This window comes from Streptomyces malaysiensis subsp. malaysiensis (assembly GCF_040653035.1).
GTDB classification, from domain to species: Bacteria; Actinomycetota; Actinomycetes; order Streptomycetales; family Streptomycetaceae; genus Streptomyces; species Streptomyces malaysiensis.
In genome coordinates this window covers 60,703-86,613 of the sequence record NZ_JBEZNG010000026.1, presented here as the reverse complement: position 1 = coordinate 86,613, position 25,911 = coordinate 60,703, and the positions used below count along the sequence as shown (strand labels likewise).

Below are 25,911 nucleotides of genomic sequence, written 5' to 3'. Positions count from 1 at the left end.
TTCACCCTTTCTTGCTGTCGCGGCCCGTCATCACCTGCTCGACCCAGGAGCGCAGGGTCTCGGCGGGCGCCGCGCCCGCGCGGCGGGCGATCAACTCCCCCTTGTCCAGGATGAGCAGGGTCGGCACGGCCTGCACCTCGAACCGCTGGGCGATCCTGGGGTTGCGGTCCACGTCGACCTTGACGAGCTTGATCGTTCCGGCGAGTTCCCGGGCCACCCGCTCCAGCGCGGGGCTGACCGTGCGGCACGGCCCGCACCAGGCGGCCCACAGGTCCACCACGACCAGCGGCGTGGCCTGCTCGGCGACCTCGGCGAAGTCCCGCTCCCCGGCGTCCGTGATCCACGGCAGCGGGTTCTTGCAGTTGCCGCAGCGCGGACGGCCCGCCGCCGCCACCGGCACCTTGTTGATCTTCCCGCAGGCGGGGCAGGTGACGACCGGGGCTTTGACGGTCTGGCTCGGCATCGCTCTCACGCGGCCTTTCCGAGTCCCGCGGTCTCCGGTCGCCGCTCGTAGGTGACCACCAGTTCGCCGTGCCGGCCGTCCACCTTGACGGTGGCGCCCTCCTCGATGTCGCCGCGCAGCAGGGCGCGGCCGATGAGGGTCTCCACCTCGTGGGAGATGTAGCGGCGCAGCGGGCGTGCCCCGTACACCGGGTCATAGCCCTCGTGTGCGATGACCTCGCGGCCGGCCGGGGTGAGTTCGACGGTGATCAGGCGCTCGGCCAGCCGCTTGCGCAGCTCGTCGAACTGGAGCTCCACGATCCGCTCGATCTGGGGCTCGCCGAGCGGCTTGAACAGCACGATGTCATCGACCCGGTTGAGGAACTCGGGGCGGAAGTGGCCGCGCAGCTCGCTCATCACCAGGCTCCGGGCGTCCGGCTTGAGCTCGCCCTGGGCGGTGACCCCGTCCAGCAGATGCACCGAGCCGATGTTGGAGGTCATGATGATCACGGTGTTGCGGAAGTCCACCAGCCGCCCCTGGGCGTCGGTGATCCGGCCGTCGTCCAGGACCTGGAGCAAAGTGTTGAAGACATCGGTGTGCGCCTTTTCGATCTCGTCGAAGAGCACCACCGAGTACGGCTTGCGCCGCACCGCCTCGGTGAGCTGACCGCCCTCCTCGTAGCCGACGTAGCCCGGCGGGGCGCCGACCAGCCGGCTGACCGTGTGCCGCTCCTGGTACTCGCTCATGTCCAGGCGGATCATGTTCTCCTCGGTGTCGAAGAGCGCGGCGGCCAGCGCCTTGGCCAGCTCGGTCTTTCCGACGCCGGTGGGGCCGAGGAAGATGAACGAGCCGATCGGGCGGCGCGGGTCCCGGATCCCCGAGCGGGCCCGGATGATGGCGTCGGAGACCAGTTTGACCGCCTCGTCCTGGCCGATGACCCGCTCCTGGAGGATCTGGTCCAGGCGCAGCAGCTTCTCCCGTTCGCCCTCCTGGAGACGGGAGACCGGGATGCCGGTCCAGGCGGAGACGATGTCGGCGATCTCCTCCTCGGTGACCACCTCGCGCAGCAGCCGGTGGGTGCCCTGCCGGGTGGCCAGCTGTTCCTCCTCGGCGGCCAGCTTGCGCTCCAGCTCCTGGAGCCTGCCGTAGCGCAGTTCGGCGGCGCGGTTGAGGTCGTAGGCGCGCTCGGCCTCCTCCGCCTCCAGGCGTACCTCCTCCAGCTCCCGGCGCAGGTCCTGCACCCGGCGGATGGACTGCCGCTCGGCCTCCCACTGGGCGTGCTTGGCGTCGGCCTCGGCGCGCAGATCGGCCAGCTCCCGGCGCAGCTCCTCCAGCCGCTGCCGGCTGGCCGCGTCGCTCTCCTTGGAGAGCGCGGCCTCCTCGATCTCCAGCCGGGTGACCCGGCGGGTGATCTCGTCCAGTTCGGCGGGCATGGAGTCGATCTCGGTACGCAGCCGGGCGCATGCCTCGTCCACCAGGTCGATGGCCTTGTCCGGCAGGAACCGGTCGCTGATGTAGCGGTGGCTGAGGGTGGCGGCGGAGACCAGGGCGGTGTCCTGGATCTTGACGCCGTGGAAGACCTCGAGACGCTCGCGCAGGCCGCGCAGGATGGAGACGGTGTCCTCCACGCTCGGCTCGTCCACCAGCACCATCTGGAAGCGGCGCTCCAGCGCGGCGTCCTTCTCGATGTGCTTGCGGTACTCGTCCAGGGTGGTCGCGCCGATCATGTGCAGCTCGCCGCGGGCCAGCATCGGCTTGAGCATGTTCCCGGCGTCCATGGCGCCCTCGGCGGCCCCGGCGCCCACCACGGTGTGCAGCTCGTCGACGAACAGCAGGATCCGCCCCTGGGCCGACGTGACCTCGGTGAGCACGGCCTTGAGCCGCTCCTCGAACTCCCCGCGGTACTTCGCGCCGGCCACCAGGGAGCCCATGTCCAGGGCGAAGATGGTCTTGTCGCGCAGCCCCTCGGGCACGTCGCCGCGCACGATGCGCTGGGCCAGGCCCTCCACGATGGCGGTCTTGCCGACGCCCGGATCGCCGATGAGCACGGGGTTGTTCTTCGACTTGCGGCTGAGGATCTGGGTCACCCGGCGGATCTCCGCGTCCCGCCCGATCACCGGGTCCAGCTTGCCCGAACGCGCCTCCAGGACCAGATCCCGGCCGTACTTCTCCAGCGCCTCGTACGCCACCTCGGGGTTGGCGGAGGTGACCCGCTGGCTGCCGCGGACCTGGGTGAGCGCATGCAGGAACGCCTCCTTGGTGACGCCGTGCTCCTTGAGCACCCGCCCGGCCGCGGTGGCCGACCCCTCCTCGGTGAGCGCGAGCACCAGGTGCTCCACCGAGACGTACTCGTCCTTCAGGCGCTTCGCCTCCCGCTCGGCCGTGTCCAGCACCTGGCCCAGCCGCTGGGTGGCGAAGATCTGCCCCGGTGTGGCCCCGGGGCCGGTGACCTTGGGCTTGCGCGCCAGTTCGGCCTCCAGCATGGTGCGCACCGCGTCCGGGTCGGCGCCCAGCTGGCCGATCAGCCGGGGGGTGAGCCCCTCGGGCTGGTCGAGGAGGGCCAGCAGCAGATGTTCGCCGTCGACCTCGGTGTGGCCGTACCGCTGGGCCCTGGTCTGGGCGTCCTGGAGGGCTTCCTGGGACTTCTGGGTGAGGCGGTTCATGTCCATGGTGGTTCTTCACTCCTCGCGCCACTGCGGCGCAGTGCGGCTTCGAGCCGGTTGATGCGGTCGAGCAGGTCGAGCACCAGACCGATGGAGGCGTAGTTCAGGCAGAGCCCGGTGTGCAGCCGCTCGACGCGGCCCAGCACCGCCGGGGCGTCGGGCGCGAACACCGGCCGCCCGGCGGCGTCGTACTCGGCGTCGATCAGGCCGAGGGCGACGAAGCGCCGGATCAGTTCGGGGTGGAGCCCGGTGCGGCCGGCCAGGGTCTCCAGGGAGAGCCTGCGCGCGGGCACCAGCTCGTAGTGGACGGACGTCACGGGCACGTACCGGTGGGCCGTGGCGGTTCCGGATGCGTGGGTGCTCATCGCTCCCTCCGGGGGTCGAAGGCGGAGGTGCGGCCCAGCTCCTCGAACAGCTCCCGCTCCCGGTCGCCGAGGCTGGGCGGCACCATGACGCGGATCTCGGCGTACAGATCGCCGTCGGTCCCGCGCGGGTCGGGCATGCCCTCACCGCGCAGCCGCAGCCGGCGGCCGCTGGAGGACCCGGGCGGGACCGTCACCTTGGCGGTGCCGCCGGGCGTGGGCACGGGGACGGTCGCGCCGAGCGCGGCCTCCCAGGGGGACACCGGGAGCGTTACATGGACGTTCCGGCCGTCCAGCCGGAACCGCGGATGGGGCTGGATCCGCACCCGTAGGTACAGATCCCCGGCCGGTGCGTCACCGGTGCCCCGGCCGCCCTGCCCGGCCAGCCGGATGCGCTGCCCTTCGATGACGCCCGGCGGCACGTTCACCTCGAAGGTGCGCTGCCCCGAGGGCCCGGCCAGGGTGACGCTTCGGCGGCCGCCGCGGTACGCGTCCTCGACGGTGAGCGGCAGCTCCGCCTCCTGGTCGGCGCCGGGGATGGTGACGCGTCCGGCGCCCGGCCCCGCTCCGCCCGGCCCCCCGCCGCCGCCGAAGAACGCGCCGAACAGGTCCTCGAAGTCCACGCCCCCGCCGCCGACGTCCTCGCCGAAGCCGCGGGTGAACCGCACCCGGCCGCCGTCGCCGGCCGTCGTCCAGCCGCGGAAGCCCCCGCCGCCGCCTCCGGCACCGGTGCCCACGCGCTCCTCCCAGTCCTCGGGGATCTTGCGGAAGTCCTCGCCGAACCGGTCGTAGCGGGCACGGGTCCCGGGGTCGGAGAGCACGCTGTAGGCGTCGTTGAGCTCCTTGAACCGCTCCTCCGCGTTCGGGTCCTTGTTCACATCGGGGTGGTGGCGGCGGGCCTGCTTGCGGAACGCCTGCTGGATCTCGTCCTGGCTCGCGCCCCGTGAGACGCCGAGCACCTCGTAGTAGTCCCGTGCCATGGCCGTCTCACTCCCGCTTCGCCACGGCCACGGCCACCGGCCTGAGCTGGTTGCCGGTGTCCCCGTAGCCGGGGCGCAGCACCTGGACCACGGTGCCCGGTTCGGCCTCGGGGTCCTCGATCACGCCGACCACCTCGTGCAGGGCCGGGTCGAACGGGACGCCCGTCTCGCCGTGCCGCTCGTAGCCGAGCCGGGCCAGGGTGTCCACGGCCTGGCCGTGGATGGCCTTGATGCCCTCCACGATCGATTCGGGGTCGGCCTCGGCGTGGGAGAGGGCGAGTTCGAGGTTGTCGATGACGGGCAGCAGGGCCGCCGCCGTACGGGCCCGCTCGGCGGCCCGCTCCCGCTCCAGCTCCCTGGCGTGGCGCTTGCGCAGATTCTCCAAGTCGGCCCGCGCACGGCGCCAGCGGTCGTCGAGTTCGGCCAGCGCGGCGGCCTGCTCGTCGGACGCGGTCTCGTCCAGGGCGGGGCCGCCGGCCGCGTCCGGGCCGGGGCCCTCCCCGCCCGCCCCGCCCGCCTCCACGGCGTCCGGGGCGGGCAGGTCCCGCTCCTGCTCCGGCTCTGTCACGGCGCCCTCCGGCACCGGTTCGGGCTGCTGCGGTTGAGTGGACATGGCGGCCTCTCAGTCACCCTTCGTCGGGTCGGTTCCGGCCGGTTCGGTCAGCCCTTGTCGAACTCGGCGTCGATGACGTCCTCATCGCCTCCGCCGCGCCCGGCTCCGGCCCCGGTGTCCTGGGCGCCGCCCGCCCCGGCCCCACCGGCCGCCGCGCCGCCTGCCGCGCCCGCACCGGCCGTCTCATGGGCGGCCAGGCCCGCGTAGACCTGCTGGAGCTCGGAGGCCAGCGGCTTGGTCCGGTCGGTCCCGGCCTCGTTCCTGACCGCCTCGCGGGCGTCGTTCACCAGCATCTCGGCGCGCGACCTCTCATGGGAGGGCGCCGCGTCGCCCAGTTCGGCGAGGCGCTTCTCGACCTGGTAGGCGATGGCGTCCAGTTCGTTGCGCGCGTCCACGGCCTCGCGCAGCGCCTGGTCCTCGCCGCGGTTGCGCTCGGCCTCCTGGACCATCCGCTCCACCTCGCCGCGGTCGAGGTTGCCGGTCTCGCTGATCTGCACGGACTGCTCCTTGCCGGTGTCCCGGTCCCGCGCCGTGACATTGAGGATGCCGTTGGCGTCGATGTCGAAAGTCACCTCCACCTGCGGCTCGCCACGCGGCGCCGGGCGGATGCCGGTCAGTTGGAAGCGGCCCAGCACCCGGTTGTCGGCGGCCCGCTCGCGCTCGCCCTGGAGGATCACGATGTCGACGGCCTGCTGGCTGTCCTCGGCCGTGGAGAACGTCTCGGTGCGGCGCACCGGAATGGTGGTGTTCCGCTCGATGATCTTCGTCATCACACCGCCGCGGGTCTCGACGCCCAGCGACAGCGGGGTGACGTCCAGCAGCAGCACGTCCTTGACCTCGCCCTTGAGCACCCCGGCCTGGATCGCGGCGCCCAGGGCCACGACCTCGTCGGGGTTGACGCTCATATTGGGCTCCTTGCCGCCGGTAAGCCGGCGGACCAGGGCCTGTACGGCGGGGATGCGGGTCGAGCCGCCGACCAGGATCACCTCGTCGACATCGCTCTCGCCGACCTTGGCGTCCGCCATGGCCTGCTGGACCGGACCCAGACAGCGCTCCACCAGATCACCGGTGATCTGCTCGAAGGTGGACCGCATCACGGTCTCGGTCAGATGCTTGGGCCCGGCGGCGTCCGCGGTGATGAACGGCAGGTTGACCTGGGTCTGGGTCACCGAACTCAGCTCGGTCTTGGCCTTCTCCGCGGCCTCGAAGAGCCGCTGGAGCGCCTGCGGGTCCCGGCGCAGATCGATGCCGTTCTCCTGCTGGAACGTGTCGGCGAGGTGGTCGACCAGCCGCCGGTCGAAGTCGTCGCCGCCCAGATGGCTGTCGCCCGCGGTGGAGCGGACCTCCACCACCCCGTCCCCGACGTCCAGGATGGACACGTCGAAGGTGCCGCCGCCGAGGTCGAAGACGAGCACGGTCTCATGGCCCTTCTTGTCCAGGCCGTAGGCGAGGGCGGCCGCGGTCGGCTCGTTGATGATCCGCAGCACCTTCAGACCGGCGATCTCACCGGCGTCCTTGGTGGCGCTGCGCTGGGCGTCGTTGAAGTACGCGGGCACCGTGATGACCGCCTCGGTCACCCGCTCGCCCAGCTGCTTCCCGGCGTCGTCGGCCAGCTTGCGCAGCACCTGCGCGCTGATCTCCTCCGGCGAGTACAGCTTCTCGCGCACCTTGAAGCGGGCGAGACCGCCCTCGTCCGGGACGACGTCATAGGCGACGGCCCTGGCCTCGCCGGAGACCTCGTCGTAGTGGCGGCCGATGAACCGCTTGGCCGAGTAGATGGTGCCCTTGGGGTTGAGGATCGCCTGGCGCCGGGCCAGCTGCCCCACCAGCCGTTCACCGGTGTCGGTGAAGGCCACCACCGACGGGGTGGTGCGGCTGCCCTCGGAGTTCGGAACGACCGAGGACTCACCGCCTTCCCACGCGGCGATCACCGAGTTGGTGGTGCCCAGGTCGATTCCGACTGCCTTGGCCATGGCGACTCCTTCCGGGGCGGCCGTACGGGCTCCACTCAACGCCCGGTCGGCCGCGGAAGCGGGATCGGTGAACGGAATCTATGCCTCATAGGGTGGCAAATCGGTCCGTGGCTGGTCCCTGCGCCCGGGGGTCGAATATCGGCGTTCCGAGTGCACCCGTGGGACAGGGGGTGGGTGGCCGGGCCGTCCCCGATCCGGTTCGGTCGGTCTCAGTCCGTGGAGAGGTCCTGTTCGACCCAGATCGTCTTGCCGTCCGTGCCCTGCCGGGTGCCCCAGCGCGTGGCCATCTGGGCGACCAGCATCAGACCGCGGCCGCCCTCGTCGAAGACCCGCGCCCGCCGCATATGGGGCGCCGTACTGCTCGCGTCGGAGACCTCGCAGATGAGGCCGCGGTCATGGATCAGCCGCAGCCGGATGGGCGGGTAGCCGTAGCGGATCGCGTTGGTCACCAGTTCGCTGACGATCAGCTCGGTGGTGAAGAGGGCGTTGTCCAGCTCCCAGGCGAGCAGTTGCTCGGCGGTGCGCCGGCGGGTCTCTGCGACGGCGGCCGCGTTCGCCGGGATGTCCCAGGTGACGACCCGGTCGGAGTGGAGCGCCCGGGTGCGGGCGAGCAGCAGGGCGATGTCGTCGTCGGGATGGGTCGGGGGCAGAACGCGCAGGACGTTGTCGCAGAGCGCGTCCAGGGACGGCGCGGGACGGCTCAGCACGGCGCGCAGCGTCTCCAGCCCCTCGCCGCTCTCACGGTCGTGGCCGCTGATCAGGCCGTCGGTGTAGAGGGCGAGCAGACTGCCCTCGGGCAGCTCGGTCTCCATGGTCTCGAAGGGCAGTTCGCCCAGCCCCAGGGGCGGACCGGTGGGCAGGGCGAGCGGTTCGGCGGTGCCCTCAGGACCGGCCACCAGCGGTGCGGGGTGGCCCGCCGCGGCGGCGGTGCACCGGCGGGAGACCGGATCGTAGACCACGTAGAGACAGGTGGCGCCGAAGGCCCCGACGTTCTCAGGGCTCTCGTCGTTCTCGGGATTCTCGTCCGAGGTCAGCCGGATGACCAGGTCGTCGAGGTGGGTCAGCAGCTCACCGGGCGGCAGATCCATATCGGCCAGGGTGCGTACGGCGGCACGCAGCCGCCCCATGCTGGCGGCCGCCTGGATGCCACGGCCCGCGACATCGCCGACCACCATCGCGACGCGGGCGCTGGACAGCGGAATCGCGTCGAACCAGTCGCCGCCCACCCCGGTCCGGGCGCCCGAGGGCAGATAGCGCGAGGCGAGGTCCAGCGCGGTCAGCTCGGGCAGCCGCTGTGGCAGCAGGCTGCGCTGAAGGGTTTCGGCCGTGCTGCGCTCGCGCAGATAGCGGCGGGCGTTGTCGACACAGACGGCGGCGCGGGCGGTGAGCTCCTCGGCCAGCAGTACGTCGTCATCCGTGAAGGGTGCCGGTGTGCGGTGGCGGGCGAAGAGGACCACGCCGAGGGTGACCCCGCGGGCGCGCATCGGCACCACGATCGCCGTATGCGTGCCCTGCGCGCGGATCCGGGCGGCCCGGGCGGGGTCGGTCACCTCCCAGCTCTTCAGCAGTGACTCGGTCATCCGGTGCCGCTCCGCCCGGCCCTCGATCAGGGCCTTCGCCGTGGGGGAGCCTTCGGGGTGGGTGGCCAGCTCGCCGATGTCGGGCACCGCCTCCGGGGTGCCCTCGAGGATGGACCGGTGGGCCGCCCGGCGCAGGGTGATGGGCTGGCGCAGCGGCCCGGTGGGGGGCTCGTCGCCCCGGTGCAGGAAGGTGAGCAGATCGACGCCGATGAAGTCGGCGAACCGGGGGACCGCCACCTCGACCAGCTCCTGGGTGATCCGGTCCAGGTCCAGGGTGCTGCCCAGCCGCGCCCCCGCCTCGTTGAGCAGCAGCAGCCGCTGCCGGGCGTCCTGCTCGGCGGTGGTGTCGCGGGCCGCGAAGCACACGCCGTGGAACGCGCCGGTCTCGTTGCGCAGCGGGGCCAGGGAGACCGACCAGGCGTGCGCACGGCTCTCGCCCGGCGCCCGCAGATCGGTCTCCAGCTCGAGCCGTTCGCCGCTCTCCAGCACCCGCCGCATGGCCTGTTCGACCCGGTCGCTCTCCCCGTGACCCACCAGCTCGGTCAGCCGCAGCCCGCGCATCTGCTCCTCGCTGCGGGCGGTGGCGGCCTGCATATCGGCGTTCGCCCGCGCCAGCCGCAGGTCCGTGTCGAAGAGCGCCAGAACGCACGGGTAGTGGGCGAACGCGCGGTCCTCTAGAGCCCCCGGCTCCTGGGCGGACGGTTCCCCGGGCGCGGCGGAGACCAGGAGCCAGCCCATGGACCCGTCGTCCAGCGGACCGCGGTGGGCCAGCAGCTCGACCTCCACCTGATGGCCGTCCCGGTGGCACACCGCGACCCGTCCGCTCCACCGGGGCCCGTCCGCCAGGCACGGCCCGGCGCCCCCGCCGCTGTCCCCGCCGGCGGTCTCGTCGGCGCCCCCGTCGGCCGTCCCGGCGCGCAGCTCCGCCGCCGCCCGCCCCACGACCTCCTCGGCGCGGTAGCCCAGCAGCCGCCGCGCGCCCTCGCTCCACCCGGTCAGCACACCGTGGTCGTCGACCGTGGCGGTGGCGAGGCCGGGGGCGCCGGGCGGGGGGTCCGGCCGGACCCGGGGGGCGGTGGGGTCGGGGGGTGTCGTCATCGGAGATCGTCTCGACGGCTGTGGCTCATGGACCCGGTGGATGCCACTCGATCATCAAGATCGTGGCGTCGTCGCTGAGTTCGCGGTGCCGGAGGTCGAGGATCGCGTGGATGAGCAGGCGGAGCACCTCGGGGGCGTTCTGCCCGGCGGCCGTCGACCGGATGATGTGGTCGGCGAAGCGCTCCAGGCCGAACTGCTCGCCTTCCTCGTCGCGCGACTCCACGACCCCGTCGGTGTAGAGCAGGACGCGGTCACCGGGCTCCAGGGCCGTCTCATGGACCCGGCGGGGAGCGTCCGACAGCCACGCGGGCAGCCCCAGCGGCGGTTCGGCGGTCCGCTCCAGCTCCTTGTCCAGCAGCCGCCGATGGCGGATGACCAGCGGGGTGGGGTGGCCGCAGTTGGCCCAGCGCAGCACTCCGCTTGGCATGTGCAGCCGGAGGAAGACGCCCGTGCAGAACTGGTCCGGAAGCCATTTGGCCAGCGCCTCGTCCACCGTGGTGACCAGGGCCTCCAGATCGGCTCCGGTGCGCCGGGCGTTGCGGCTGCCCGCCATCGCCACGGAGGTGGTCAGCCCGGACGCCAGGTCGTGGCCCATGGCGTCGAGGATCGTGGCGTGCAGGACGTCCTCGGTGAACGAATGGTCGAAGGCGTCGCCGCCCAGCTCGTACGCGGGCTCCACGACGGCCGTCGAGACCACCCGGCCGGTGCCGATGGAGCGGGGCGGGAGAAAAGCCCGCAGCATCTCCGTGGGCAGCTTCATGGTCCGGGTGCGGGTGTACTGCGCGACGGTGTCGATATAGGTCCGTTTGGACGTGATGACCAGGGCGAGGAGCGAGGCCAGCATCCGGCAGCGCGCGAGCATGACCCCGTCCAGGGAGGCGGGGCGCAGCTTCAGTACCCCGAGCCGCTCCGCGCCGTTCATCAGCGGCAGCCATATGGTCAGCCTGCCCGCGCCCGCCTCCTCGATCCGCACCGAGTCGGTGCGGTAGGCGAAACCGGCCAGGGTGTCGTCGAGCCCCATGCGCGGCTCGTCCTCGTCGAGCGGCATCAGCATCCGCTGCTGGAGGTCGATCAGGTAGATGACCGTCCGGCCCATGCCCATGGCCTCGGTGTAGCGGTCCAGGGCCAATGGGAGCTCCGTCGGTGACGCCTCATGGGTGGCACTGAGGAGCTCCTCCAGCAATTGCTCAGCGGTCTCGGCCGAGGTCGACACGTTCGCGTCCACCATGCGGTCAACCTTACGGCGGCGGGCCCGGCGACGCCCGGGGGATCACGGGGGCGTGGGCACCGGCTCCCAGGGGACGGCGGCGGGCTCGCGCGCGGCCTCCCCGGGCGCGAGATCGTCCCGTACGGGGGCCTGCCGTACGGCGGTCTCGTGTACGGCGGCGTCCCGTACGGCGTCCCGCGCGCGGGGCCCGCGGATGACCACGGCGGTGTCGCGTAGGGCCACGAGGGTCTCGCGTACGGCCGCCGGGGTCTCGCGTACGGCCATGGCGGGCTCCCGTGCCGCCCCGGGGATCTCGCTCACGGCCGCCGGGGACTCGCCTACGCCCACCGCCGCCTCGACCATGGCGTCCCCGCGCGCGGCCACGCCCGCCCCGGGGGCCCGGGAGAGCAGGACCACCCCGCGGGCGGCCGCCGCCGCGCCCGCCGCGGCCAGGGCCCAGCCGGCCGGGCCGCCCCGGAAGCGCTCGTCCAGCAGGACGATCCCGATGGCGGCGGCGGCCACCGGATTGGCGAGGGTCAGGGTGGCGAGCGGTGCGCCGAGGCCGCTGCCGTAGGCGCTCTGGGCGAGCAGCAGTCCGCTCACCGCGAAGACCGCGACCAGGACGGCCACGACCACGGTCCGCCAGGACACCAGGGCCGCCTCGGGGGCCCGGGAGCCGGCGAGCGCGACCGTGAGGGTCTGGGTGAGCGCCGAGGCGACGCCGGAGGCGACCCCGGACCCGGTGGCGTACCGCAGCCCCCGGCGCGGCGTTCCGCGCCCGGTGCGCCCCGGCCGGACGCACAGCCCGAGGAACGCCAGGACGACGGCGGCGAGCGCGACCGCCTCCGGCAGGCTGAGCGTACGGCTCGGCGTCTCCCCGGCGGTGACCGGCAGCAGGGCGCCGAGCCCGAGCAGCGCGAGGACCACGCCCCGCCACTCGTCCCGGACCACCCGCCGCCCCGCGAGCCGCGCGCCCAGCGGGACGGCCGCGACCAGGGTCAGCGCGCCGAGTGGCTGGACCAGGGTGAGGGGTCCGTACCGCAGCGCGGCCACATGCAGCAGGGCGCCGCCGGAGTTGAGGCCGACCGCTCCCCACCAGGCGCCGCGCAGCAGCAGCCGTGGCATGCGGCCCGGGTGGCCGACGGCGGCCAGCCGCTCCTGGGCCACGGCCGCGGTCGCGTAGGCGACGGCCGAGGCGAGCGCGAGCGCGACGGCTATGACGGTCGGATTCATCCACCGTGCCTTCCTCTGGGCACTGCCTGGCACTATCGGCACACAAGCGTATCGATACGAAAGTGTACCGGTGCAGAGCCGTATCGGTACATGCCTGTTTCGGTACACCGATGTGTCGGTAGACTGCGTGGTCGGGAGAGCCGGAGCCCGGTCGACCGAGGAGGAGTACCGATGGCGACGCAAGGCCCGGAGACGGCCGCGCCGCAGCGCCGTTCCAAGATCAGCCCCGAGCGGGAGCAGGAGTTCTACCAAGCGGTCCTCGATCTGCTCCAGGAGGGCGGCTATGAGGCGCTCACCATCGAGGCCGTCGCCGCCCGCACCCGCGCCAGCCGCTCCACCCTCTACCGGCAGTGGTGCACCAAACCCCAGCTCGTCGTCGCCGCGCTGCGCTCGTGCAAGCGCCCCTTCGCGCTGGGGGGCATCGACACCGGCTCCCTCGCGGGCGATCTGCGCGCGGTCGCCGCGGCGGTGGGGGAGGCGGGGGAGGTGTGCGGCGGTGACACCGCGCTGGTGTACGCCCTCGGGCACGCCGCGCTCCAGAACCCCGATCTGCTCCAGGCGCTGCGTGCCGCGCTGATCGAGCACGAGGTGAAGACGATCCAGGCGATGGTCCGCCGGGGCGTGGAGCGCGGCGAGGTGGCCGCGGACAACCCGGCCGTCGAGTTCGTCCCCACCCAGCTGATCGGCGCGATGCGGGTCCGCCCCCTGCTCGAGGGCGTGCTCGCCGACCGCGAGTATCTGACCCGCTTCCTGGAGGCGTCGGTCTTCCCCGCCCTGGGGCTGGCCGCCCGGTAGCCGCGGTCGGTCACGGGTGCGCGCCGGGGCGTCAGATGACCGGCGGGCGGCCCAGTTTGGTCATATGCCACACCGTGCGCCAGCGCATCGGGCGGCGTCGGCCGCAGGTGGTGCGCAGGCCCTCCAGGAAGCCGCCCGCCCAGGCCCGCAGCCCCGTGAGGGAGCGGGTGCGGGCGAGCGTGAGCAGCGTCCAGGTGCCCAGGTAGAGCGGGACCAGCGGCAGCGGCAGATGGCGGCGGGCCAGCCAGACCCGGTTGCGGGCGGTCATCCGGTGGTAGACGGCGTGCCGGGCGGGGGAGGTCCTGGGGTGCTGGAGCAGCAGCTCGGGGGCGTAGCGGACCTTCCAGCGCGCGTCGAGCGCCCGCCAGGCCAGGTCGGTCTCCTCATGGGTGAAGAAGAACTCGTCCGGCCAGCCGCCGATCTCCTCCAGCATCGCCATCGACAGGGCGTGGCCGCCGCCGAGGAAGGTGGTCACCTCGCCGCCGCGCATCGGGTCGGACGCGCGCAGCCGGGGTACGTGGCGGCGCTGGGTCTCGCCCGTCTCGTCGGCGATGCGGAAGCTCACGATGCCCAGGCGCGGGTCCTCGGCGTACAGATCGCGCACCCCGCGGAAGACGTCGGCGTCCACCAGCAGCCCGTCGTCGTCCAGGTCGATCAGGACGTCCACGTCGCCGAACTCGCGCAGCCGCCGCCAGGCGGCATTGCGGCCGCCCGAGACCCCGAGGTTCTCCGCCAACTCGACCGCGGTCACCCCGTCGGGGAGCTCCGGGAGCGGGGAGCCGTTGCCGACGACCACGACGCGGGCCGGGGGCACGTCCTGCTTGGCGACCGACTCCAGCAGGGCGGCCACCTCTCTGGGCCGGTTGCCCATGGTGAGGACGGCGATACCCAGGCGTGGTTCGGTGACGGCGGACACGGTGGGACTCCAGGGCTCGGTTGCGATGCCCGCGATCGTAACCGTTCACCCGGAAGAACACTTCCGTACGGCTGATGTTCATCAAAGACCGCCTGAACGGCGGCCGGGCCCGGGGCCGTCAGCCGTCGAGCGCCGTGACCGCCTTCTTGGCCGCGCCGATGGCGCCCTTACGGATCTCATCGCCGTCCGCGGCCTTGTGGCTCTCGAAGTCCCCGCCGTTGTAGGTCACGGTGACCGTGGCGTTGTCCTGGTGGACGGTCACCACCGCTTCGCGGATGCCCTGGTCGTCGTCCTTGGTGGTCTTCTCGGTCACCGACGCGTCGTCGCCGAGGCCGGGCACCGCGCTGCCGCCCTCGCTCCCGCGCTGCCCCGCGACGCTCTTGACGTCGTAGGCGATGTCCAGCCAGCGGTAGTCGAAGCCGTCCAGGGCGTGCCAGGAGCAGCCCGTGCGGCGGCTGAGGTCGCTGGACTTCAGCTCGTTCCCGGCCGTTTTGGCGCCCGGCACCAGGTCCTTGATCATCGACTCCGGCAGAGTGGCGCACGCCTCCGCGGGCGGCTTGGTGTAGCGCGGCGCCGCGGCGCTGGTGGCCGGGGCCGAGGTCTGCGGGGAGGGGCCCGCCGGGGCGGCGCCCTCGTTCGAGTCGTCCGACGTCGTCATGGCCACCCCCGCGGCGGCGAGGACGGCGACGGGCAGCAGACGGGCGACCAAGGTGAGCGGCAGAGAACGCACGGCGGTCTCTCTTCGTTCGGATGGCGGTGGTGGGGCGGTGGTGAATGCTGTGGCGCGGTGAAGACGACCCTGCCATATGGAGCGGGTGCCGAACAGTCCGGGGGTGAGCGAGGGCATCGTCCCGGCCAGGGCTTCGGGGCCGCTGTGCCGATGGGGTGAAATGCCCGCATCCTCACATTATCTCCACAACCGGAGGGTTATCTACGACGGGTGACGTTCCCTCATCCGTCAGCCGCGGCCGATGTACGGCATCGCCGTCGCCATGACTGTCGCGAACTGCACATTGGCCGCCAGGGGCAGCGACGCCATGTGCCGCACCGTGCGCGCCACGTCCGCGACGTCCATCACGGGCTCGGCCACCAGCTCCCCGCTCGCCTGCGGCACACCGGCGGACATCCGCTCCGTCATCTCGGTCGCCGCGTTGCCGACGTCGATCTGCCCGCAGGCGATGTCGTACCGGCGCCCGTCCAGCGACAGCGACTTGGTGAGCCCGGTGACGGCGTGTTTGGTGGCGGTGTACGCCACGCTGTCCGGCCTGGGGGCGTGTGCCGAGACGGAGCCGTTGTTGATGATCCGTCCGCCCCGGGGCTCCTGATCGCGCATCAGCCGGAACGCCGCCTGCGCGCACAGGAACGCCCCCGTGAGGTTGGTGTCCACCACCGACCGCCAGTCCTCGTAGGCCAGATCCTCCAGGGGCACGCCGCGCGGGCCGAAGCTGCCCGCGTTGTTGAACAGCAGATCGAGCCGTCCGAACCGCTTCCGCACCGCCGCGAAGAGCGCGTCCACCCGCGCCGGGTCGGCCACGTCCGTCGGCACCACGGGGGCCGGTGGCCCGCCACCGGCCAGCCGCGCCGTTTCGGCCAGGGCCTCCTCGCGGCGCCCCGCGAGCACCACCGACCAGCCCGCCTCCAGGAGTTCGAGCGCCACCGCCCGGCCGATCCCGGAGCCCGCGCCCGTCACCACCGCCACTTTCGACACCACCGACACACGACCGTCGCTCATGGCCCGGCAGCGTACGCCACGTCAGTTCCCCTTCCACCCAAGGCGATTCGCCGCAAAGGTCCCTTCCGGAAACGGACCTCACCCAGCGGTCATATCGATGTCGTGTGCAAGCAAACGGCCGGCCGTCCCCTGCCACTCCAATGCCTGTGACGCCACGAGCCGGCCACGAGCCAGGGGAGAGCACATGGCACATGACTCGCATCAGCGCGCCATACGAGCCGCGGCCGCACGTCCGGGACGCCGCCGCTTCCTCACCGTGACAGGAGCCGCGGCCGCCCTCGCCTTCACCACCAACCTGCCCGGCGCCCACGCCGCGCAGGTGTCTCCGCGGGCGCTCGCCGACAACCCCTTCACGCTCGGCGTGGCCTCCGGCGACCCGCTCCACGACTCCGTCGTGCTGTGGACCAGGCTGGCGCCCCGCCCGTACGAGCCGGGGAACGGGCTGCCCGAGGAGGGCACCGCCACGGTCGGCTGGGAGATCGCCCACGACGAGAAGTTCCAGCGCGTCGCCCACCGGGGCACCGTCACCGCACACGCCGAGTTCAACTACACGGTGCACGTGGACGCCAAGGGGCTCGATCCGGACCGTGTCTACTGGTACCGCTTCAAGGCCGGGAGCTGGACCAGCCCGGTGGGCCGCACCCGCACCACCCCGGCCCCGGGCGCCAAGGTCCAGGACGTCCGCTTCGGTCTGGTCTCCTGCCAGGCGTACCACGACGGCTACTTCACCGCCTTCGGCCATCTGGCGAACGAGGACCTGGACGCCGTCTTCCACGTGGGCGACTACCAGTACGAGTACGCGGTGAGCGCCGTGGGCGGCGCCCGCAACTACACCGACCGCACCCTCCCCGCGGTGTTCAACAAGGAGACGATGACCCTCGGGGACTACCGGCTGCGCTACGCGCTCTACAAGTCCGACGAGGACCTCCAGGCCGCCCACGCCGCCTTCCCCTGGTACGTCACCTGGGACGACCACGAGACCGAGAACAACTACGCGGGCGACATCGACGAGAACGGCAGCCCGTCCGAGGAGTTCCTGATCCGCCGGGCCGCCGCCTACCGCGCGTACTGGGAGAACATGCCGCTGCGGATGCCGCAGCAGCCGGCCGGTGCCGATATGCGGCTCTACCGCCGCTTCCACTACGGCAAGCTGGCCCAGTTCGACATCCTCGACACCCGGCAGTACCGCTCCAACCAGGCGTACGGCGACGGCTGGCAGTACCCGGGACCGGAGTCCGAGGACCCCGCGCGCACCCTCACCGGCGCCACCCAGGAGCGCTGGCTGCTCGACGGCTTCAAGAGCTCCACCGCCACCTGGAACGTGCTGCCGCAGCAGGTCACCTTCTCCCAGCGGAAGAACACCACCGCCGCGCGCTCCAAGCTCTCCATGGACTCCTGGGACGGCTACCCCGCCTCCCGCGAGCGGATCCTGGCCGGTGTGGAGCAGGCGGGCCTGGAGAACTTCGTGGTGCTCACCGGCGATGTCCATGTGCACTACGCCTTCGACATCAAGAAGGACTTCGACGACCCGGGCTCCCGGACCCTGGGCGTGGAGTTCGTCGGCACCTCCATCACCAGCGGCAAGGACGGCGCCGACAAGCCCGACAACTGGGCCACCTACCTGGCCGCGAACCCGCATATGAAGTTCTACAACGGCCGGCGCGGCTATGTGACGGTCTCGCTGGACGAGGAGCGGGCACGGGCCGACTACAAGACGGTCTCCGCGGTCACCACCCCAGGCGCGCCGCTCACCACGGCGGCGGCGTTCGCCAGCGAGGTCGGGAACCCCGGCCTGAAGCAGGTCTGACGGGCCGGTGGGCCCGGCGCGCACCCCATGCGCCGGGCCCACCGGGCTCATGCGCCCCGGCCGCCCCGGTCCGCCGGATACCGCACCCCCAGCCGCTCCCGCGCCGCGTCCAGAGTGCGCATCACCGCCAGCGTGCCGTCCAGCGGCACCAGCGGGGACTCCGTCTCGCCCGCGCGCAGACAGCGCATCACCTCCGCCGCCTCCCGCTGGTAGGCGCGCAGCCCGTCCACCGCCGTGATCTCCTCCGGATCCCGGCCCGGCCGGTGCAGGACGAACCGCTCGGGGTGGAAGAAGCCGCGCGGGAACTCGATCCGCCCCGCCGTCCCCGTCACCGCCGCCGTCATCGGCGTATCCGCGGTGATCGAGCAGGACAGCAGCGCCACCGCGCCGCTGTCCCAGCCCAGCGCCAGGCCCGTGTTCACATCCACGCCCTCGGGGGAGAGCTGTCCCACCGCCCGCACCTCGTCCGGCTCGCCCAGCAGCAGCTGCGCGAAGGACACCGGATAGACGCCGAGGTCCAGCAGGGCGCCGCCGCCCAGCGCCGGATCGCGCAGCCGGTGGTCCGGGTCGAACGGGCCGGCCAGCCCGAAGTCCGCGTGCACCGCCCGCACCTCGCCGATCGCGCCGTCGTGGACCAGCTCGGTCATCCGGCGGACCACCGGATCGCAGTACGTCCACATCGCCTCCATCAGGAAGCGGCCCCGGGCCCTGGCCAGGTCCACCAGCTCCTCGGCCTGACGGACATCGAGGGTGAACGGCTTCTCGCACAGCACCGCCCGCCCCGCCTCCAGGCACAGCCCGGCCGCCGCCCGATGGGCCGAGTGCGGGGTGGCGACATAGATCACATCGATGTCGTCATCGGCGGCCAGCTCTTTCCAGCCGCCATAGGCACGGGGTATCCCGAACCGCTCCGCGAACCGCTCCGCCGACTCCGGCCGGCGCGAGCCGACCGCGATGACCTGCGCGTCCGCCATCTCCAGCAGATCCGCGGTGAACGATGCGGCGATCCCTCCGGTCGCCAGAACGCCCCACCGCACGCTTCCCACCCCGCCTGACCCGGCCATTTCGACCCCGTTCCCCCCTGTGCACAGAGGTTCGACCCCATTCGAATTGCTGAGAGCATAGGAAGGCATCAACGACTCATGGAAGGTACGCATGCAGCAGCCCGGCCAACCGGCCGCCGCTCCCACCCGGGCCGACCGTCCCGGAACCCCCTCCCCCGATCCCTCCGCCGCCTCCCTCACCTCCGCTGCCGCCCCTCCCGGGCTCACCGCGCAGCGCCGTACGAGCCTTCTCGTCACCCTGATCCTCGGCGGGCTCACCGCACTCCCCGCGCTGTCCATGGACATGTACCTCCCGGCCCTGCCGGAGGTCACCGACGCGCTCCACAGCTCCGCCGCCACCGCCCAGCTCACCCTCACCGCCTGTCTGATGGGCATGGCGCTCGGCCAGCTCGTGGTCGGCCCGATGAGCGACCGGTGGGGGCGCCGCAGCCCGCTGCTCATCGGCATGGTGATCTACGTCATCGCCACCGCCGTCTGCGCCTTCGCCCCCACCGCCGAACTGCTCATCGGCTTCCGGCTGCTCCAGGGACTGGCCGGCGCGGCCGGGATCGTGATCGCCCGCGCCGTGGTCCGGGACCTCTACGACGGCATCGCGATGGCCCGTTTCTTCTCCACCCTGATGCTGATCTCGGGTGTGGCGCCCATCGCGGCCCCGGTCATCGGCGGCCAGATCCTCCGCTTCACCGACTGGCGCGGGGTGTTCGTGGTGCTCACCGTGATCGGTGCCCTGCTCACCCTCGTGGTCTGGCGCCGGCTGGGCGAGACGCTGCCGTCCGAGCGGCGCCATGACGGAGGGCTCGGCCAGACCCTGCGCACCATGCGCGGGCTGCTCGCCGACCGTGTCTTCATCGGCTATGTGCTCGCGGGCAGCTTCGCCTTCGCCGCGCTCTTCGCCTATGTGGCCGGGTCGTCCTTCGTCGTCCAGGAGATCTACGGCGCCTCACCGCAGACCTTCAGCCTGCTCTTCGGGCTGAACTCGATCGGCCTGGTCCTCACCGGCCAGTTCAACGGCCGGGTGCTGGTCGGCCGGGTCAGCATGGACAAGGTGCTGGCCGTGGGGCTGGTCGTGGTCACCGTCGCGGCGGCCGCGCTGCTCGTGCTGGCCTCCGGGGTCTTCGGGAAGGCCGGTCTGGTGCCGGTGGCGGGCAGCCTGTTCGTGCTGATGTCCGCGATGGGCCTGGCCATGCCGAACACCAACGCGCTGGCCCTGAACCGCACCCCGCACGCCGCCGGTTCCGCCTCCGCGCTGCTGGGCACCTCCACCTTCCTGCTGGGCGCGGTCGCCTCCCCGCTGGTGGGGATCGCGGGGGAGACCACGGCGGTGCCGATGGCCGTCGTCCAGCTGAGCTGCGCGCTCGCCGCCATGGCCTGCTTCATGGGACTCTGCCGTCCGTGGCAGCGACGTACCAAGCAGAGCGTGACCGTGGCCTGACCCGGCTGCTGGAGACCGTCAGGGCGCTTCCCGAGGGGGAGCGCCCTTGGTGTTCGGGGGTGGCCCTGGCCGCCGGGACCGCGTCCGGTCCGCTGGCCGAGGAGGGCTTCGGCTGGGCGGTGCGCTACGCGGCGTACGACGAGAGTGCCGACCGGGGCGTGGAACTGCCGCGTGAGCGGTGGGTGCCGGTGCGCCGGGGCCGTCGGCAGGACACGGTCTTCGACCTCGCCTCGCTCACCAAGCTGTGCACCACGATCGTGGCGCTGCGGGCCGTCGAACGCGGGCTGATCACGCTGGACGGGCACGTCGCCGCGTACGCCCCCGAGTGCACGGCCGCCGCCGAGCACGGCATCACCGTGCGGCATCTGCTCACCCACACCTCGGGGCTGATCCCCGAACTGCCGCTGTACGAGGAGGCCGGGCGGGAGCGGCGGCTGGCCCGGCTCGCGGCCGAGCCGCCCGTCACCCCGCCCGGCACCGCCCGCCGCTACTCCGACCTCAATTTCCTGCTGCTCCAGCGCGTTGTGGAGCGGACCGCCCGGCGCCCGCTGGACCGGCTGGTGCGGGAGGCGGTCACCGGCCCGCTGGGCATGTCCGACACCCGCTTCAACCCGCCCGCCTCCTGGCTGCCCCGGATCGCGGCCACCGAGGACCAGCGGCGGCCCTGGGGCAAGGTGGACCGGGGGATGCTGCGGGGCGTGGTGCACGACGAGAACGCCTGGGCACTGGGCGGGGTCGCGGGCCACGCCGGGCTCTTCTCGACGGCCGGGGACCTGGCGGTGCTGTGCCGGGCGCTGCTGGCCGGGGGCGGGCCCGTGCTGTCGGCGGAGTCCACCGAGCTGATGCTGACCGCGCCGGGGCTGGGCTTCGAGGTCGACCAGCCGTGGTTCATGGGGGAGCTTGCGGGGCGGGGCGCCGCCGGGCACACCGGGTTCACCGGTACGAGCCTGGTGGTGGACCGGGCCCGCGGGGTCTATCTGGTGCTGCTCGCCACCACGGTGCATCCCCGCCGCCGCCCCGGCGACAGCACCCCCCGCGCGGCGGCGGCCACGGCCCTGGCACGGGCATTGGGCTGATGGCGCCGGCCTGGGTGCCTGGCTGAGCTTTCCTCATCGTCCGGTGGTGTCAGGGCAGTTGGCTTGATCCGTTCGCTTGGTTAGCCTTTGCCACTGCCGTGTACTCCCCCCGGACGGCAGCGCTGCTCCACCGCCATGAGGAAGACCGCTGTGACGAACCTCCAGGACCCGCAGGACTCTCCGGCCCCTCAGGCCCCGCCGGGCGCGGAGGACGCGCCGGGCGGCCCGGGCCCGGCGGCGCCGCCCTCCGGCTGCCCCGCCCACACCGCCCCCTCCTCCGCCGCCCCCGCGCTGCTGTACGGGGAGCGGTACCTGCGGAATCCGGCCGAGAGCTATGAGCGGATGCGGCGCGACCACGGACAGGTCGCCCCGGTCCTGCTGGAGTCCGACGTCCCCGCCTGGCTCGTTCTCGGCTATCGCGAGATACGCCAGGTTGTCATGGACGTCCAGACCTATGGCCGCGACTCGCGCCGCTGGAACCGCTGGGACGAGGTGCCGTCCGACTGGCCCCTCATGCCCTGGGTGGCCCACAGCCCCATGATCCACTTCACGGAGGGGGACGAGCACCGGCGGCGCTCGGCGGCCGTCAGCGACGCCCTCGCCTCCGTCGACCCCTTCGAACTGCGCCGGCACTGCGAGCGCTTCGCCGACGCGCTGATCGACAAGTTCGTCGGCAACGGCAAGGCCGACCTGGTCTTCGACTACGTCTACTCGGTGCCCGCCCTCGCCATGGGGCAGATGTTCGGCCTGCCCGAGGACCAGCTGGAGTACATGGCGGAGGCGGTGACCGTCTCGCTGCTCTCCAATAACGAGGCCATGGCGGCGCAGCAGCGGGCCGCCGAGGTGGTGCGGCGGCTGGTGGCGGCGAAGCGCGAGGAGCCGGGCCCGGACGTCACCTCCCGGTTCATCCAGAACTCCCCGGACCTCACCGACGAGCAACTCGTCGGGGACCTGATGGTGATGATCGCCGCGGGTATGCCCGCCACGTCCTACTGGATCGGCAACACCGTCCGGCTGATGCTCACCGACGACCGGTTCACCATGACTCTCGCGGGCAACCGCCGCAGCATCGGCGCGGCCATGAACGAGGTGCTGTGGGCGGACTCCCCGCTCCAGAACGTCATCGGGCGCTTCGCCACCCGGGACACCACACTCGGGGGCCAGCGCATCCGCGCCGGCGACCTCCTCGTCCTCGGCCTCGCCGCCGCCAACGCGGACCCGCTGCTGTGGCCCGACACCGGGGCGGGGTACGCCGGGAACAACGCGTATGTGTCCTTCACCGGTGGCGACTACGGATGCCCGGCGGGCGCGCCCGACCTCGGCAAAATCATCTCGGAGACGGCGATCGAGGTGCTGCTGGACCGGGTGCCGGATCTGGAGCTGGCCGTCGAGCCCGATGAGCTCCAGTGGATGGACTCCCTCTGGTACCGCTGCCTGGTCTCCCTCCCGGTCACCTTCACCCCAGCGCCGGCCGCGGGTTAGGCGATGTCGTTGTTGGTTTCAGAGTTCAGAGGGACCAGGAGTTCACGGGGTCGTCAAGCCAAGCGTGTGTCTCTTCGGCCGTGACCGTGAGACCGAACCGGGAGTGATCCGGTTCGCCATGGCTGAGCCACCAGTGGTAGGCGCTCTCCACCTCGCCCCACAGTCGGCGAGGGCCGGACTGGTAGACCTTGGCTTCCTCGCGGTCATCGCGGAAGACGACGACCGCCCAGGACCTGTCCATGCTGCCCCCAGTTCCGTAGAACCACACGGCGCGCCGACCATCCCGCTTGCGGTCGGGGTTGTGCGCAACGTCGGGCACACGAAGGCCCAAGGCGAAACCGACCGCGTCGAAACTCCCGGTGCCGCAGAGCTGCGCCTCAGTGAGCGTCGTGGTTGACGTGTCCGCAGCGTCCAGTGCCCCCGGCGGGACGTACTCGTCGTGCCGGGGCCACACGAACCGTTGAGAGCGCAGACGCATGAACGCCACGGGCCGCGTGAACGGCCCTGACGCGCTCTGTCCGTGCCGAGCGACCACGAGTCGGGCGGCCGCCTCGCCAGGACCGTAGTACGTCCCCCAGGGAACAAGGAGCACCCCGCCCGGCTTCGACTGCTCCACCCACGCGAACGGGATCTTCCGCAAGCCGCACGTGGCGATGACACGATCGTACGGAGCCCGTGCGCCGTACCCGAGGAGCCCATCCCCGTGCACCACCTGCACCGGTAGCCCAAAGCGGTCCAGGGACTTCCGGGCCTCCGAGGCAACGGCGCTGTCCACTTCCACGGTGACGACGTTCTCGGCGCCCAGACGATACGCCAGCAAAGCCGCGTTCCACCCCGTCCCCGTACCGATCTCCAACACCCGCTGTCCCCGCTTCACATCCAGGTCGGCCAGCATGGAGAACACCAGGCTCGGCATGGACGACGAGGAGCTGAAGGACTTGCCCGGCTCGGGGCCCTCGTGCGCGCCGTCGTCCCATTGCGTGACGATGGGGTCGTCAGAGTCGGCGTATCGCTGCCACGCTTCCGGATCCTGCTCTGCACTGACCGTGGAGTATCGGCCGCTGGCCATGTCATGCGGCCATATCACGGCAGGCAGGCAGGAAGCGGGAGCGAGGCACGGCCCCATAAGCCGGGGCCCACTCGGCCGACATGGCGCCCGCGGTGAGGAGGAGGCGACCCAGTTCCTCACGAGTGGGCCGCCCCGTCCGCTCAGCCGAGCTTGTCACTTCTTGTGCGTCCCATCGCCGGGAGGCGTCGAACCGTCCGGGTGAGGCTCGTCAGTGGGTGTCCACGGCTGCCCGGGGTGCCCGTCGTCTCCGTCGTCACCCTTTCCGTGCCCGCCGCCTTGTGCGAATAAAATACCCAATTGCATGCTCATCGTTTTCCCCTCCCGTGACACTCCCAGCGGAGGGCCTAGCGGGGCGGCTGCTCCTCGGGTGGCCAGACATCGCCCCAGGAGACATCGCGGGCGGCCCGGTACAGCGGCCCCTGACGCTTGGTCACCGTGGTCCGGCCCAGACCCTCCTCGGGGCCGCACAGATCCAGCAGCACCTGGCCCTTGCGGATCTGCGGGCGGCGCACCACCCGCCCCGCGGCGGGCGCCGCGTCGAACCGTACGGCCGCGACATAGCTGAACTTCTCGTCCTCGTACGGCAGCGAACCGCCCTTGATCCGCCGGTGGAGGGAGGAGCGGCGGACCCGGGCGGCGAAGTGGCACCAGTCGGCGCCGGGCTCGATCGGGCAGAGCGCGCCGTGCGGGCAGGGGGCGACGATCCGCAGCCCGGCCGCCAGCAGCCGGTCCCGGGCCTCGCGGATGCGCAGATAGCCGTCCGGGGTGCCCGGTTCGACCAGCACCACGGCGCGGGCCGCGCGCGCCGCCTCGGCCACGACGGCGTGCCGGTCGGCCTCGGTCAGCTCGCCCAGTACGTAGGAGACCGTGACCAGGTCGGTGCCGTCCGGCAGCGCGAGGCCGTCACCGATGGCCCGGCGCTGCCAGCGGGCGGTGCGCAGCGCCTCGGAGGGCGCCTGCCGGGCCAGCTCGCGGCCGAGGGCCAGCGCGGGCTCGGCCCAGTCCAGCACCGTCGTGGTGTGCGCGCCCCGCGGCCAGGTGGCGGCCACCGCCCAGCCGGCCGCGCCCGTACCGCCGCCGATGTCGATATGCGAGGCCGGGGCCCAGTCGGGCGTCCGGGCGTGGAAGGCGGCGAGTGCGGCGCGCACGGCCTCGAAGGTCGCGGGCATCCGGTACGCGGCGTAGGCGGCGACGTCGGAGCGGTCGCGCAGCACGGGCGCGTCGGTCGGGGTGCGCCCCCGGTAGTGGCCGATCAGCCGGTCGACCGCCTGGGCCGCCTGGCGGGGCGGCAGACCGTCGAGAAGGCCGGCGAGCGCGGTGTGCGGCGTCTCGTCGGTGCGGATGGCGTCGGGGGCGTGCATTCGGCGGATTCTACCGGCCGGGACGTGCGGCGACTCCGCCTCACCGCCGGGGCCGGCGTACCTCACCGCCGGGGCCCGCGCCGGCTGCCTCACCCTCCGCCGAGCGCCCGCGGCTGCCCTACGGGCGTGAAGACCAGCCGGGCGGGCGCGTCGGTGATGATGCCGTCGCACCCCAGCCGCACCATCCGGTCCCGCTGTGCCGGGGTGTCCACGGTGTGCGCCCACACCCGCGGTATCCCGGAGGCGGCGGCCCGCCGTACGTCCTGGTCGCGCGCCCGGTAGTCGACGTCCAGCAGATCGACGACGCCGCGCCAGTCGCGCGGGGTGTCGGTGCGCATCTGCCGGGCGGACCGCCACAGCTGGGTCAGCAGCCCCTTCCGGTGGGCCTCCCGGGCCACCTCGGGGCGGTTGCTGTTGACGTAGACGGAGCGGATCAGGCCCCGGTCGCGGATCATCCTCGCCAGCCGCGGCAGGCTCTCCGGGTCCTTGGCCTCCACCATCAAGGTGATCCGGCCGCCGAACCGGTCCAGCACCTCGGCGACGGTCGGCGGCCGCTCGGGCCGCCAGGTGCCGCGCAGGGACGGGTCGGGGCGCAGCCGGACGTTCCGCCACTGGGCGGCGGTCAGGGCCCGCACCGGCCCGGTCCGGTCGGTGGTGCGGTCCAGCGTCGCGTCGTGCATCACCACGAGCGTGCCGTCCCGGAGCATCCGGCTGTCGAAGTCCAGGACCTGGACATCATGCCTGCTGAAGGCGGTGGCCAGCCCGGACATGCTGTTCTCGGGCACTTCCAGGGCGCCGCCGCGGTGCGCCGTGTAGACGACGGCGGGCTTCCGGCCCGACGGTGCCATGAGCGCGGGCCGCGGGCGCGCCGGTTCCGCGGCCGGGGGTATGAGGCGTCGTACGGACGGACGAGCGGTGGGGTGGGCCGCGACGGCGGCCGGTATGGAGAGGCCGAGAACCGCGATCGCGGTCAGAAAACGCCTGCTGATCATAAAGGGAACGCTAGGGGCGTGACTTCCGTTATGC

At 72.5% G+C, this 25,911-nt stretch carries 21 protein-coding genes; 5 read left to right on the top strand and 16 right to left on the bottom strand.

The genetic code is table 11. The features are described from left to right. Nucleotide 1: 1 nt before the first annotated feature. From trxA to AB0E24_RS36645, 9 genes are all read right to left on the bottom strand, one after another. Complete coding sequence (trxA, locus tag AB0E24_RS36685) at nucleotides 2-463, bottom strand: thioredoxin (protein ID WP_251772226.1); 462 nt, start codon at nucleotides 461-463, stop codon at nucleotides 2-4. A gap of 5 nt (nucleotides 464-468) precedes the next feature. Then, on the bottom strand, nucleotides 469-3,111 hold the full coding sequence (gene clpB, locus AB0E24_RS36680; RefSeq protein ID WP_359383760.1) for an ATP-dependent chaperone ClpB: 2,643 nt from the start codon (nucleotides 3,109-3,111) through the stop codon (nucleotides 469-471). Further along, the gene (locus AB0E24_RS36675; protein WP_359383757.1) at nucleotides 3,102-3,470 is read right to left on the bottom strand and encodes a chaperone modulator CbpM; all 369 of its coding nucleotides are present in this window, start codon (nucleotides 3,468-3,470) and stop codon (nucleotides 3,102-3,104) included. Before AB0E24_RS36675 ends, clpB begins: the two co-directional genes overlap by 10 nt. After that, a complete protein-coding gene (locus AB0E24_RS36670) occupies nucleotides 3,467-4,447 on the bottom strand; it encodes a DnaJ C-terminal domain-containing protein (RefSeq protein ID WP_283886841.1) in 981 nt (326 codons plus the stop codon). Before AB0E24_RS36670 ends, AB0E24_RS36675 begins: the two co-directional genes overlap by 4 nt. A gap of 7 nt (nucleotides 4,448-4,454) precedes the next feature. Continuing rightward, complete coding sequence (locus AB0E24_RS36665) at nucleotides 4,455-5,060, bottom strand: nucleotide exchange factor GrpE (RefSeq protein ID WP_069869220.1); 606 nt, start codon at nucleotides 5,058-5,060, stop codon at nucleotides 4,455-4,457. A 47-nt stretch (nucleotides 5,061-5,107) separates the two neighbouring features. Further along, nucleotides 5,108-7,033, bottom strand: coding sequence for a molecular chaperone DnaK (dnaK, locus tag AB0E24_RS36660; RefSeq protein WP_102934396.1), 1,926 nt, complete (start codon nucleotides 7,031-7,033; stop codon nucleotides 5,108-5,110). Between the two features lie 209 nt (nucleotides 7,034-7,242). Beyond that, nucleotides 7,243-9,711 (bottom strand): SpoIIE family protein phosphatase, encoded by a 2,469-nt coding sequence (locus AB0E24_RS36655; RefSeq protein ID WP_359383751.1) that lies wholly within the window; start codon nucleotides 9,709-9,711, stop codon nucleotides 7,243-7,245. A 25-nt stretch (nucleotides 9,712-9,736) separates the two neighbouring features. Beyond that, the gene (locus AB0E24_RS36650) at nucleotides 9,737-10,939 is read right to left on the bottom strand and encodes a PP2C family protein-serine/threonine phosphatase (protein WP_100807421.1); all 1,203 of its coding nucleotides are present in this window, start codon (nucleotides 10,937-10,939) and stop codon (nucleotides 9,737-9,739) included. Nucleotides 10,940-10,981: 42 nt separating this feature from the next. Then, entirely contained in the window at nucleotides 10,982-12,151 is a 1,170-nt protein-coding gene (locus AB0E24_RS36645) for a DMT family transporter (RefSeq protein WP_351383861.1), read from the bottom strand. 171 nt (nucleotides 12,152-12,322) lie between these two features. Between AB0E24_RS36645 and AB0E24_RS36640 the strand changes: the two genes are divergently transcribed. After that, complete coding sequence (locus AB0E24_RS36640) at nucleotides 12,323-12,946, top strand: TetR/AcrR family transcriptional regulator (RefSeq protein WP_069869224.1); 624 nt, start codon at nucleotides 12,323-12,325, stop codon at nucleotides 12,944-12,946. A 31-nt stretch (nucleotides 12,947-12,977) separates the two neighbouring features. Here AB0E24_RS36640 and AB0E24_RS36635 read toward each other — a convergent pair whose 3' ends face one another. From AB0E24_RS36635 to AB0E24_RS36625, 3 genes are all read right to left on the bottom strand, one after another. Next, the gene (locus AB0E24_RS36635; protein WP_359383826.1) at nucleotides 12,978-13,817 is read right to left on the bottom strand and encodes a glycosyltransferase family 2 protein; all 840 of its coding nucleotides are present in this window, start codon (nucleotides 13,815-13,817) and stop codon (nucleotides 12,978-12,980) included. Nucleotides 13,818-13,980: 163 nt separating this feature from the next. Further along, entirely contained in the window at nucleotides 13,981-14,592 is a 612-nt protein-coding gene (locus AB0E24_RS36630) for a hypothetical protein (RefSeq protein ID WP_079257386.1), read from the bottom strand. A gap of 228 nt (nucleotides 14,593-14,820) precedes the next feature. Further along, nucleotides 14,821-15,594, bottom strand: a complete 774-nt coding sequence (locus AB0E24_RS36625; protein WP_069869226.1) for an SDR family oxidoreductase — start codon at nucleotides 15,592-15,594, stop codon at nucleotides 14,821-14,823. A 184-nt stretch (nucleotides 15,595-15,778) separates the two neighbouring features. Between AB0E24_RS36625 and AB0E24_RS36620 the strand changes: the two genes are divergently transcribed. After that, complete coding sequence (locus tag AB0E24_RS36620; RefSeq protein WP_359383745.1) at nucleotides 15,779-17,401, top strand: alkaline phosphatase D family protein; 1,623 nt, start codon at nucleotides 15,779-15,781, stop codon at nucleotides 17,399-17,401. A gap of 47 nt (nucleotides 17,402-17,448) precedes the next feature. Here the strand turns inward: AB0E24_RS36620 and AB0E24_RS36615 are convergent, their stop codons facing one another. Then, nucleotides 17,449-18,465, bottom strand: coding sequence for a Gfo/Idh/MocA family protein (locus tag AB0E24_RS36615; protein WP_069869228.1), 1,017 nt, complete (start codon nucleotides 18,463-18,465; stop codon nucleotides 17,449-17,451). Between the two features lie 91 nt (nucleotides 18,466-18,556). On the opposite strand from AB0E24_RS36615, the gene AB0E24_RS36610 reads away from it, so the two are divergent. From AB0E24_RS36610 to AB0E24_RS36600, 3 genes are all read left to right on the top strand, one after another. Beyond that, nucleotides 18,557-19,897, top strand: a complete 1,341-nt coding sequence (locus tag AB0E24_RS36610; RefSeq protein ID WP_069869229.1) for a multidrug effflux MFS transporter — start codon at nucleotides 18,557-18,559, stop codon at nucleotides 19,895-19,897. 8 nt (nucleotides 19,898-19,905) lie between these two features. Continuing rightward, nucleotides 19,906-20,973, top strand: coding sequence for a serine hydrolase domain-containing protein (locus tag AB0E24_RS36605; RefSeq protein ID WP_434101185.1), 1,068 nt, complete (start codon nucleotides 19,906-19,908; stop codon nucleotides 20,971-20,973). A 150-nt stretch (nucleotides 20,974-21,123) separates the two neighbouring features. After that, nucleotides 21,124-22,455 carry a cytochrome P450 gene (locus AB0E24_RS36600; protein WP_079257383.1) on the top strand — a complete coding sequence of 444 codons (1,332 nt, stop codon included), beginning with the start codon at nucleotides 21,124-21,126 and terminating at the stop codon, nucleotides 22,453-22,455. 25 nt (nucleotides 22,456-22,480) lie between these two features. Here the strand turns inward: AB0E24_RS36600 and AB0E24_RS36595 are convergent, their stop codons facing one another. The 3 genes from AB0E24_RS36595 to AB0E24_RS36585 all read right to left on the bottom strand — a co-directional run bounded on the left by AB0E24_RS36595 (nucleotide 22,481) and on the right by AB0E24_RS36585 (nucleotide 25,877). After that, nucleotides 22,481-23,524: a methyltransferase domain-containing protein gene (locus tag AB0E24_RS36595; RefSeq protein WP_359383740.1), complete on the bottom strand. Its 1,044-nt coding sequence runs from the start codon at nucleotides 23,522-23,524 to the stop codon at nucleotides 22,481-22,483. A 344-nt stretch (nucleotides 23,525-23,868) separates the two neighbouring features. After that, nucleotides 23,869-24,885: a small ribosomal subunit Rsm22 family protein gene (locus tag AB0E24_RS36590; RefSeq protein WP_359383738.1), complete on the bottom strand. Its 1,017-nt coding sequence runs from the start codon at nucleotides 24,883-24,885 to the stop codon at nucleotides 23,869-23,871. 89 nt (nucleotides 24,886-24,974) lie between these two features. Continuing rightward, nucleotides 24,975-25,877 (bottom strand): glycerophosphodiester phosphodiesterase, encoded by a 903-nt coding sequence (locus tag AB0E24_RS36585; RefSeq protein WP_079257380.1) that lies wholly within the window; start codon nucleotides 25,875-25,877, stop codon nucleotides 24,975-24,977. Nucleotides 25,878-25,911: the final 34 nt, after the last annotated feature.

Bases quoted from the DNA above. Each gene is read 5' to 3' on its own strand.
- trxA (WP_251772226.1), bottom strand. From the start codon at position 463: ATGCCGAGCCAGACCGTCAAAGCCCCGGTCGTCACCTGCCCCGCCTGC.
- clpB (WP_359383760.1), bottom strand. From the start codon at position 3,111: ATGGACATGAACCGCCTCACCCAGAAGTCCCAGGAAGCCCTCCAGGAC.
- AB0E24_RS36675 (WP_359383757.1), bottom strand. From the start codon at position 3,470: ATGAGCACCCACGCATCCGGAACCGCCACGGCCCACCGGTACGTGCCC.
- AB0E24_RS36670 (WP_283886841.1), bottom strand. From the start codon at position 4,447: ATGGCACGGGACTACTACGAGGTGCTCGGCGTCTCACGGGGCGCGAGC.
- AB0E24_RS36665 (WP_069869220.1), bottom strand. From the start codon at position 5,060: ATGTCCACTCAACCGCAGCAGCCCGAACCGGTGCCGGAGGGCGCCGTG.
- dnaK (WP_102934396.1), bottom strand. From the start codon at position 7,033: ATGGCCAAGGCAGTCGGAATCGACCTGGGCACCACCAACTCGGTGATC.
- AB0E24_RS36655 (WP_359383751.1), bottom strand. From the start codon at position 9,711: ATGACGACACCCCCCGACCCCACCGCCCCCCGGGTCCGGCCGGACCCC.
- AB0E24_RS36650 (WP_100807421.1), bottom strand. From the start codon at position 10,939: ATGGTGGACGCGAACGTGTCGACCTCGGCCGAGACCGCTGAGCAATTG.
- AB0E24_RS36645 (WP_351383861.1), bottom strand. From the start codon at position 12,151: ATGAATCCGACCGTCATAGCCGTCGCGCTCGCGCTCGCCTCGGCCGTC.
- AB0E24_RS36640 (WP_069869224.1), top strand. From the start codon at position 12,323: ATGGCGACGCAAGGCCCGGAGACGGCCGCGCCGCAGCGCCGTTCCAAG.
- AB0E24_RS36635 (WP_359383826.1), bottom strand. From the start codon at position 13,817: ATGGGCAACCGGCCCAGAGAGGTGGCCGCCCTGCTGGAGTCGGTCGCC.
- AB0E24_RS36625 (WP_069869226.1), bottom strand. From the start codon at position 15,594: ATGAGCGACGGTCGTGTGTCGGTGGTGTCGAAAGTGGCGGTGGTGACG.
- AB0E24_RS36620 (WP_359383745.1), top strand. From the start codon at position 15,779: ATGGCACATGACTCGCATCAGCGCGCCATACGAGCCGCGGCCGCACGT.
- AB0E24_RS36615 (WP_069869228.1), bottom strand. From the start codon at position 18,465: ATGGCCGGGTCAGGCGGGGTGGGAAGCGTGCGGTGGGGCGTTCTGGCG.
- AB0E24_RS36610 (WP_069869229.1), top strand. From the start codon at position 18,557: ATGCAGCAGCCCGGCCAACCGGCCGCCGCTCCCACCCGGGCCGACCGT.
- AB0E24_RS36595 (WP_359383740.1), bottom strand. From the start codon at position 23,524: ATGGCCAGCGGCCGATACTCCACGGTCAGTGCAGAGCAGGATCCGGAA.
- AB0E24_RS36590 (WP_359383738.1), bottom strand. From the start codon at position 24,885: ATGCACGCCCCCGACGCCATCCGCACCGACGAGACGCCGCACACCGCG.
- AB0E24_RS36585 (WP_079257380.1), bottom strand. From the start codon at position 25,877: ATGATCAGCAGGCGTTTTCTGACCGCGATCGCGGTTCTCGGCCTCTCC.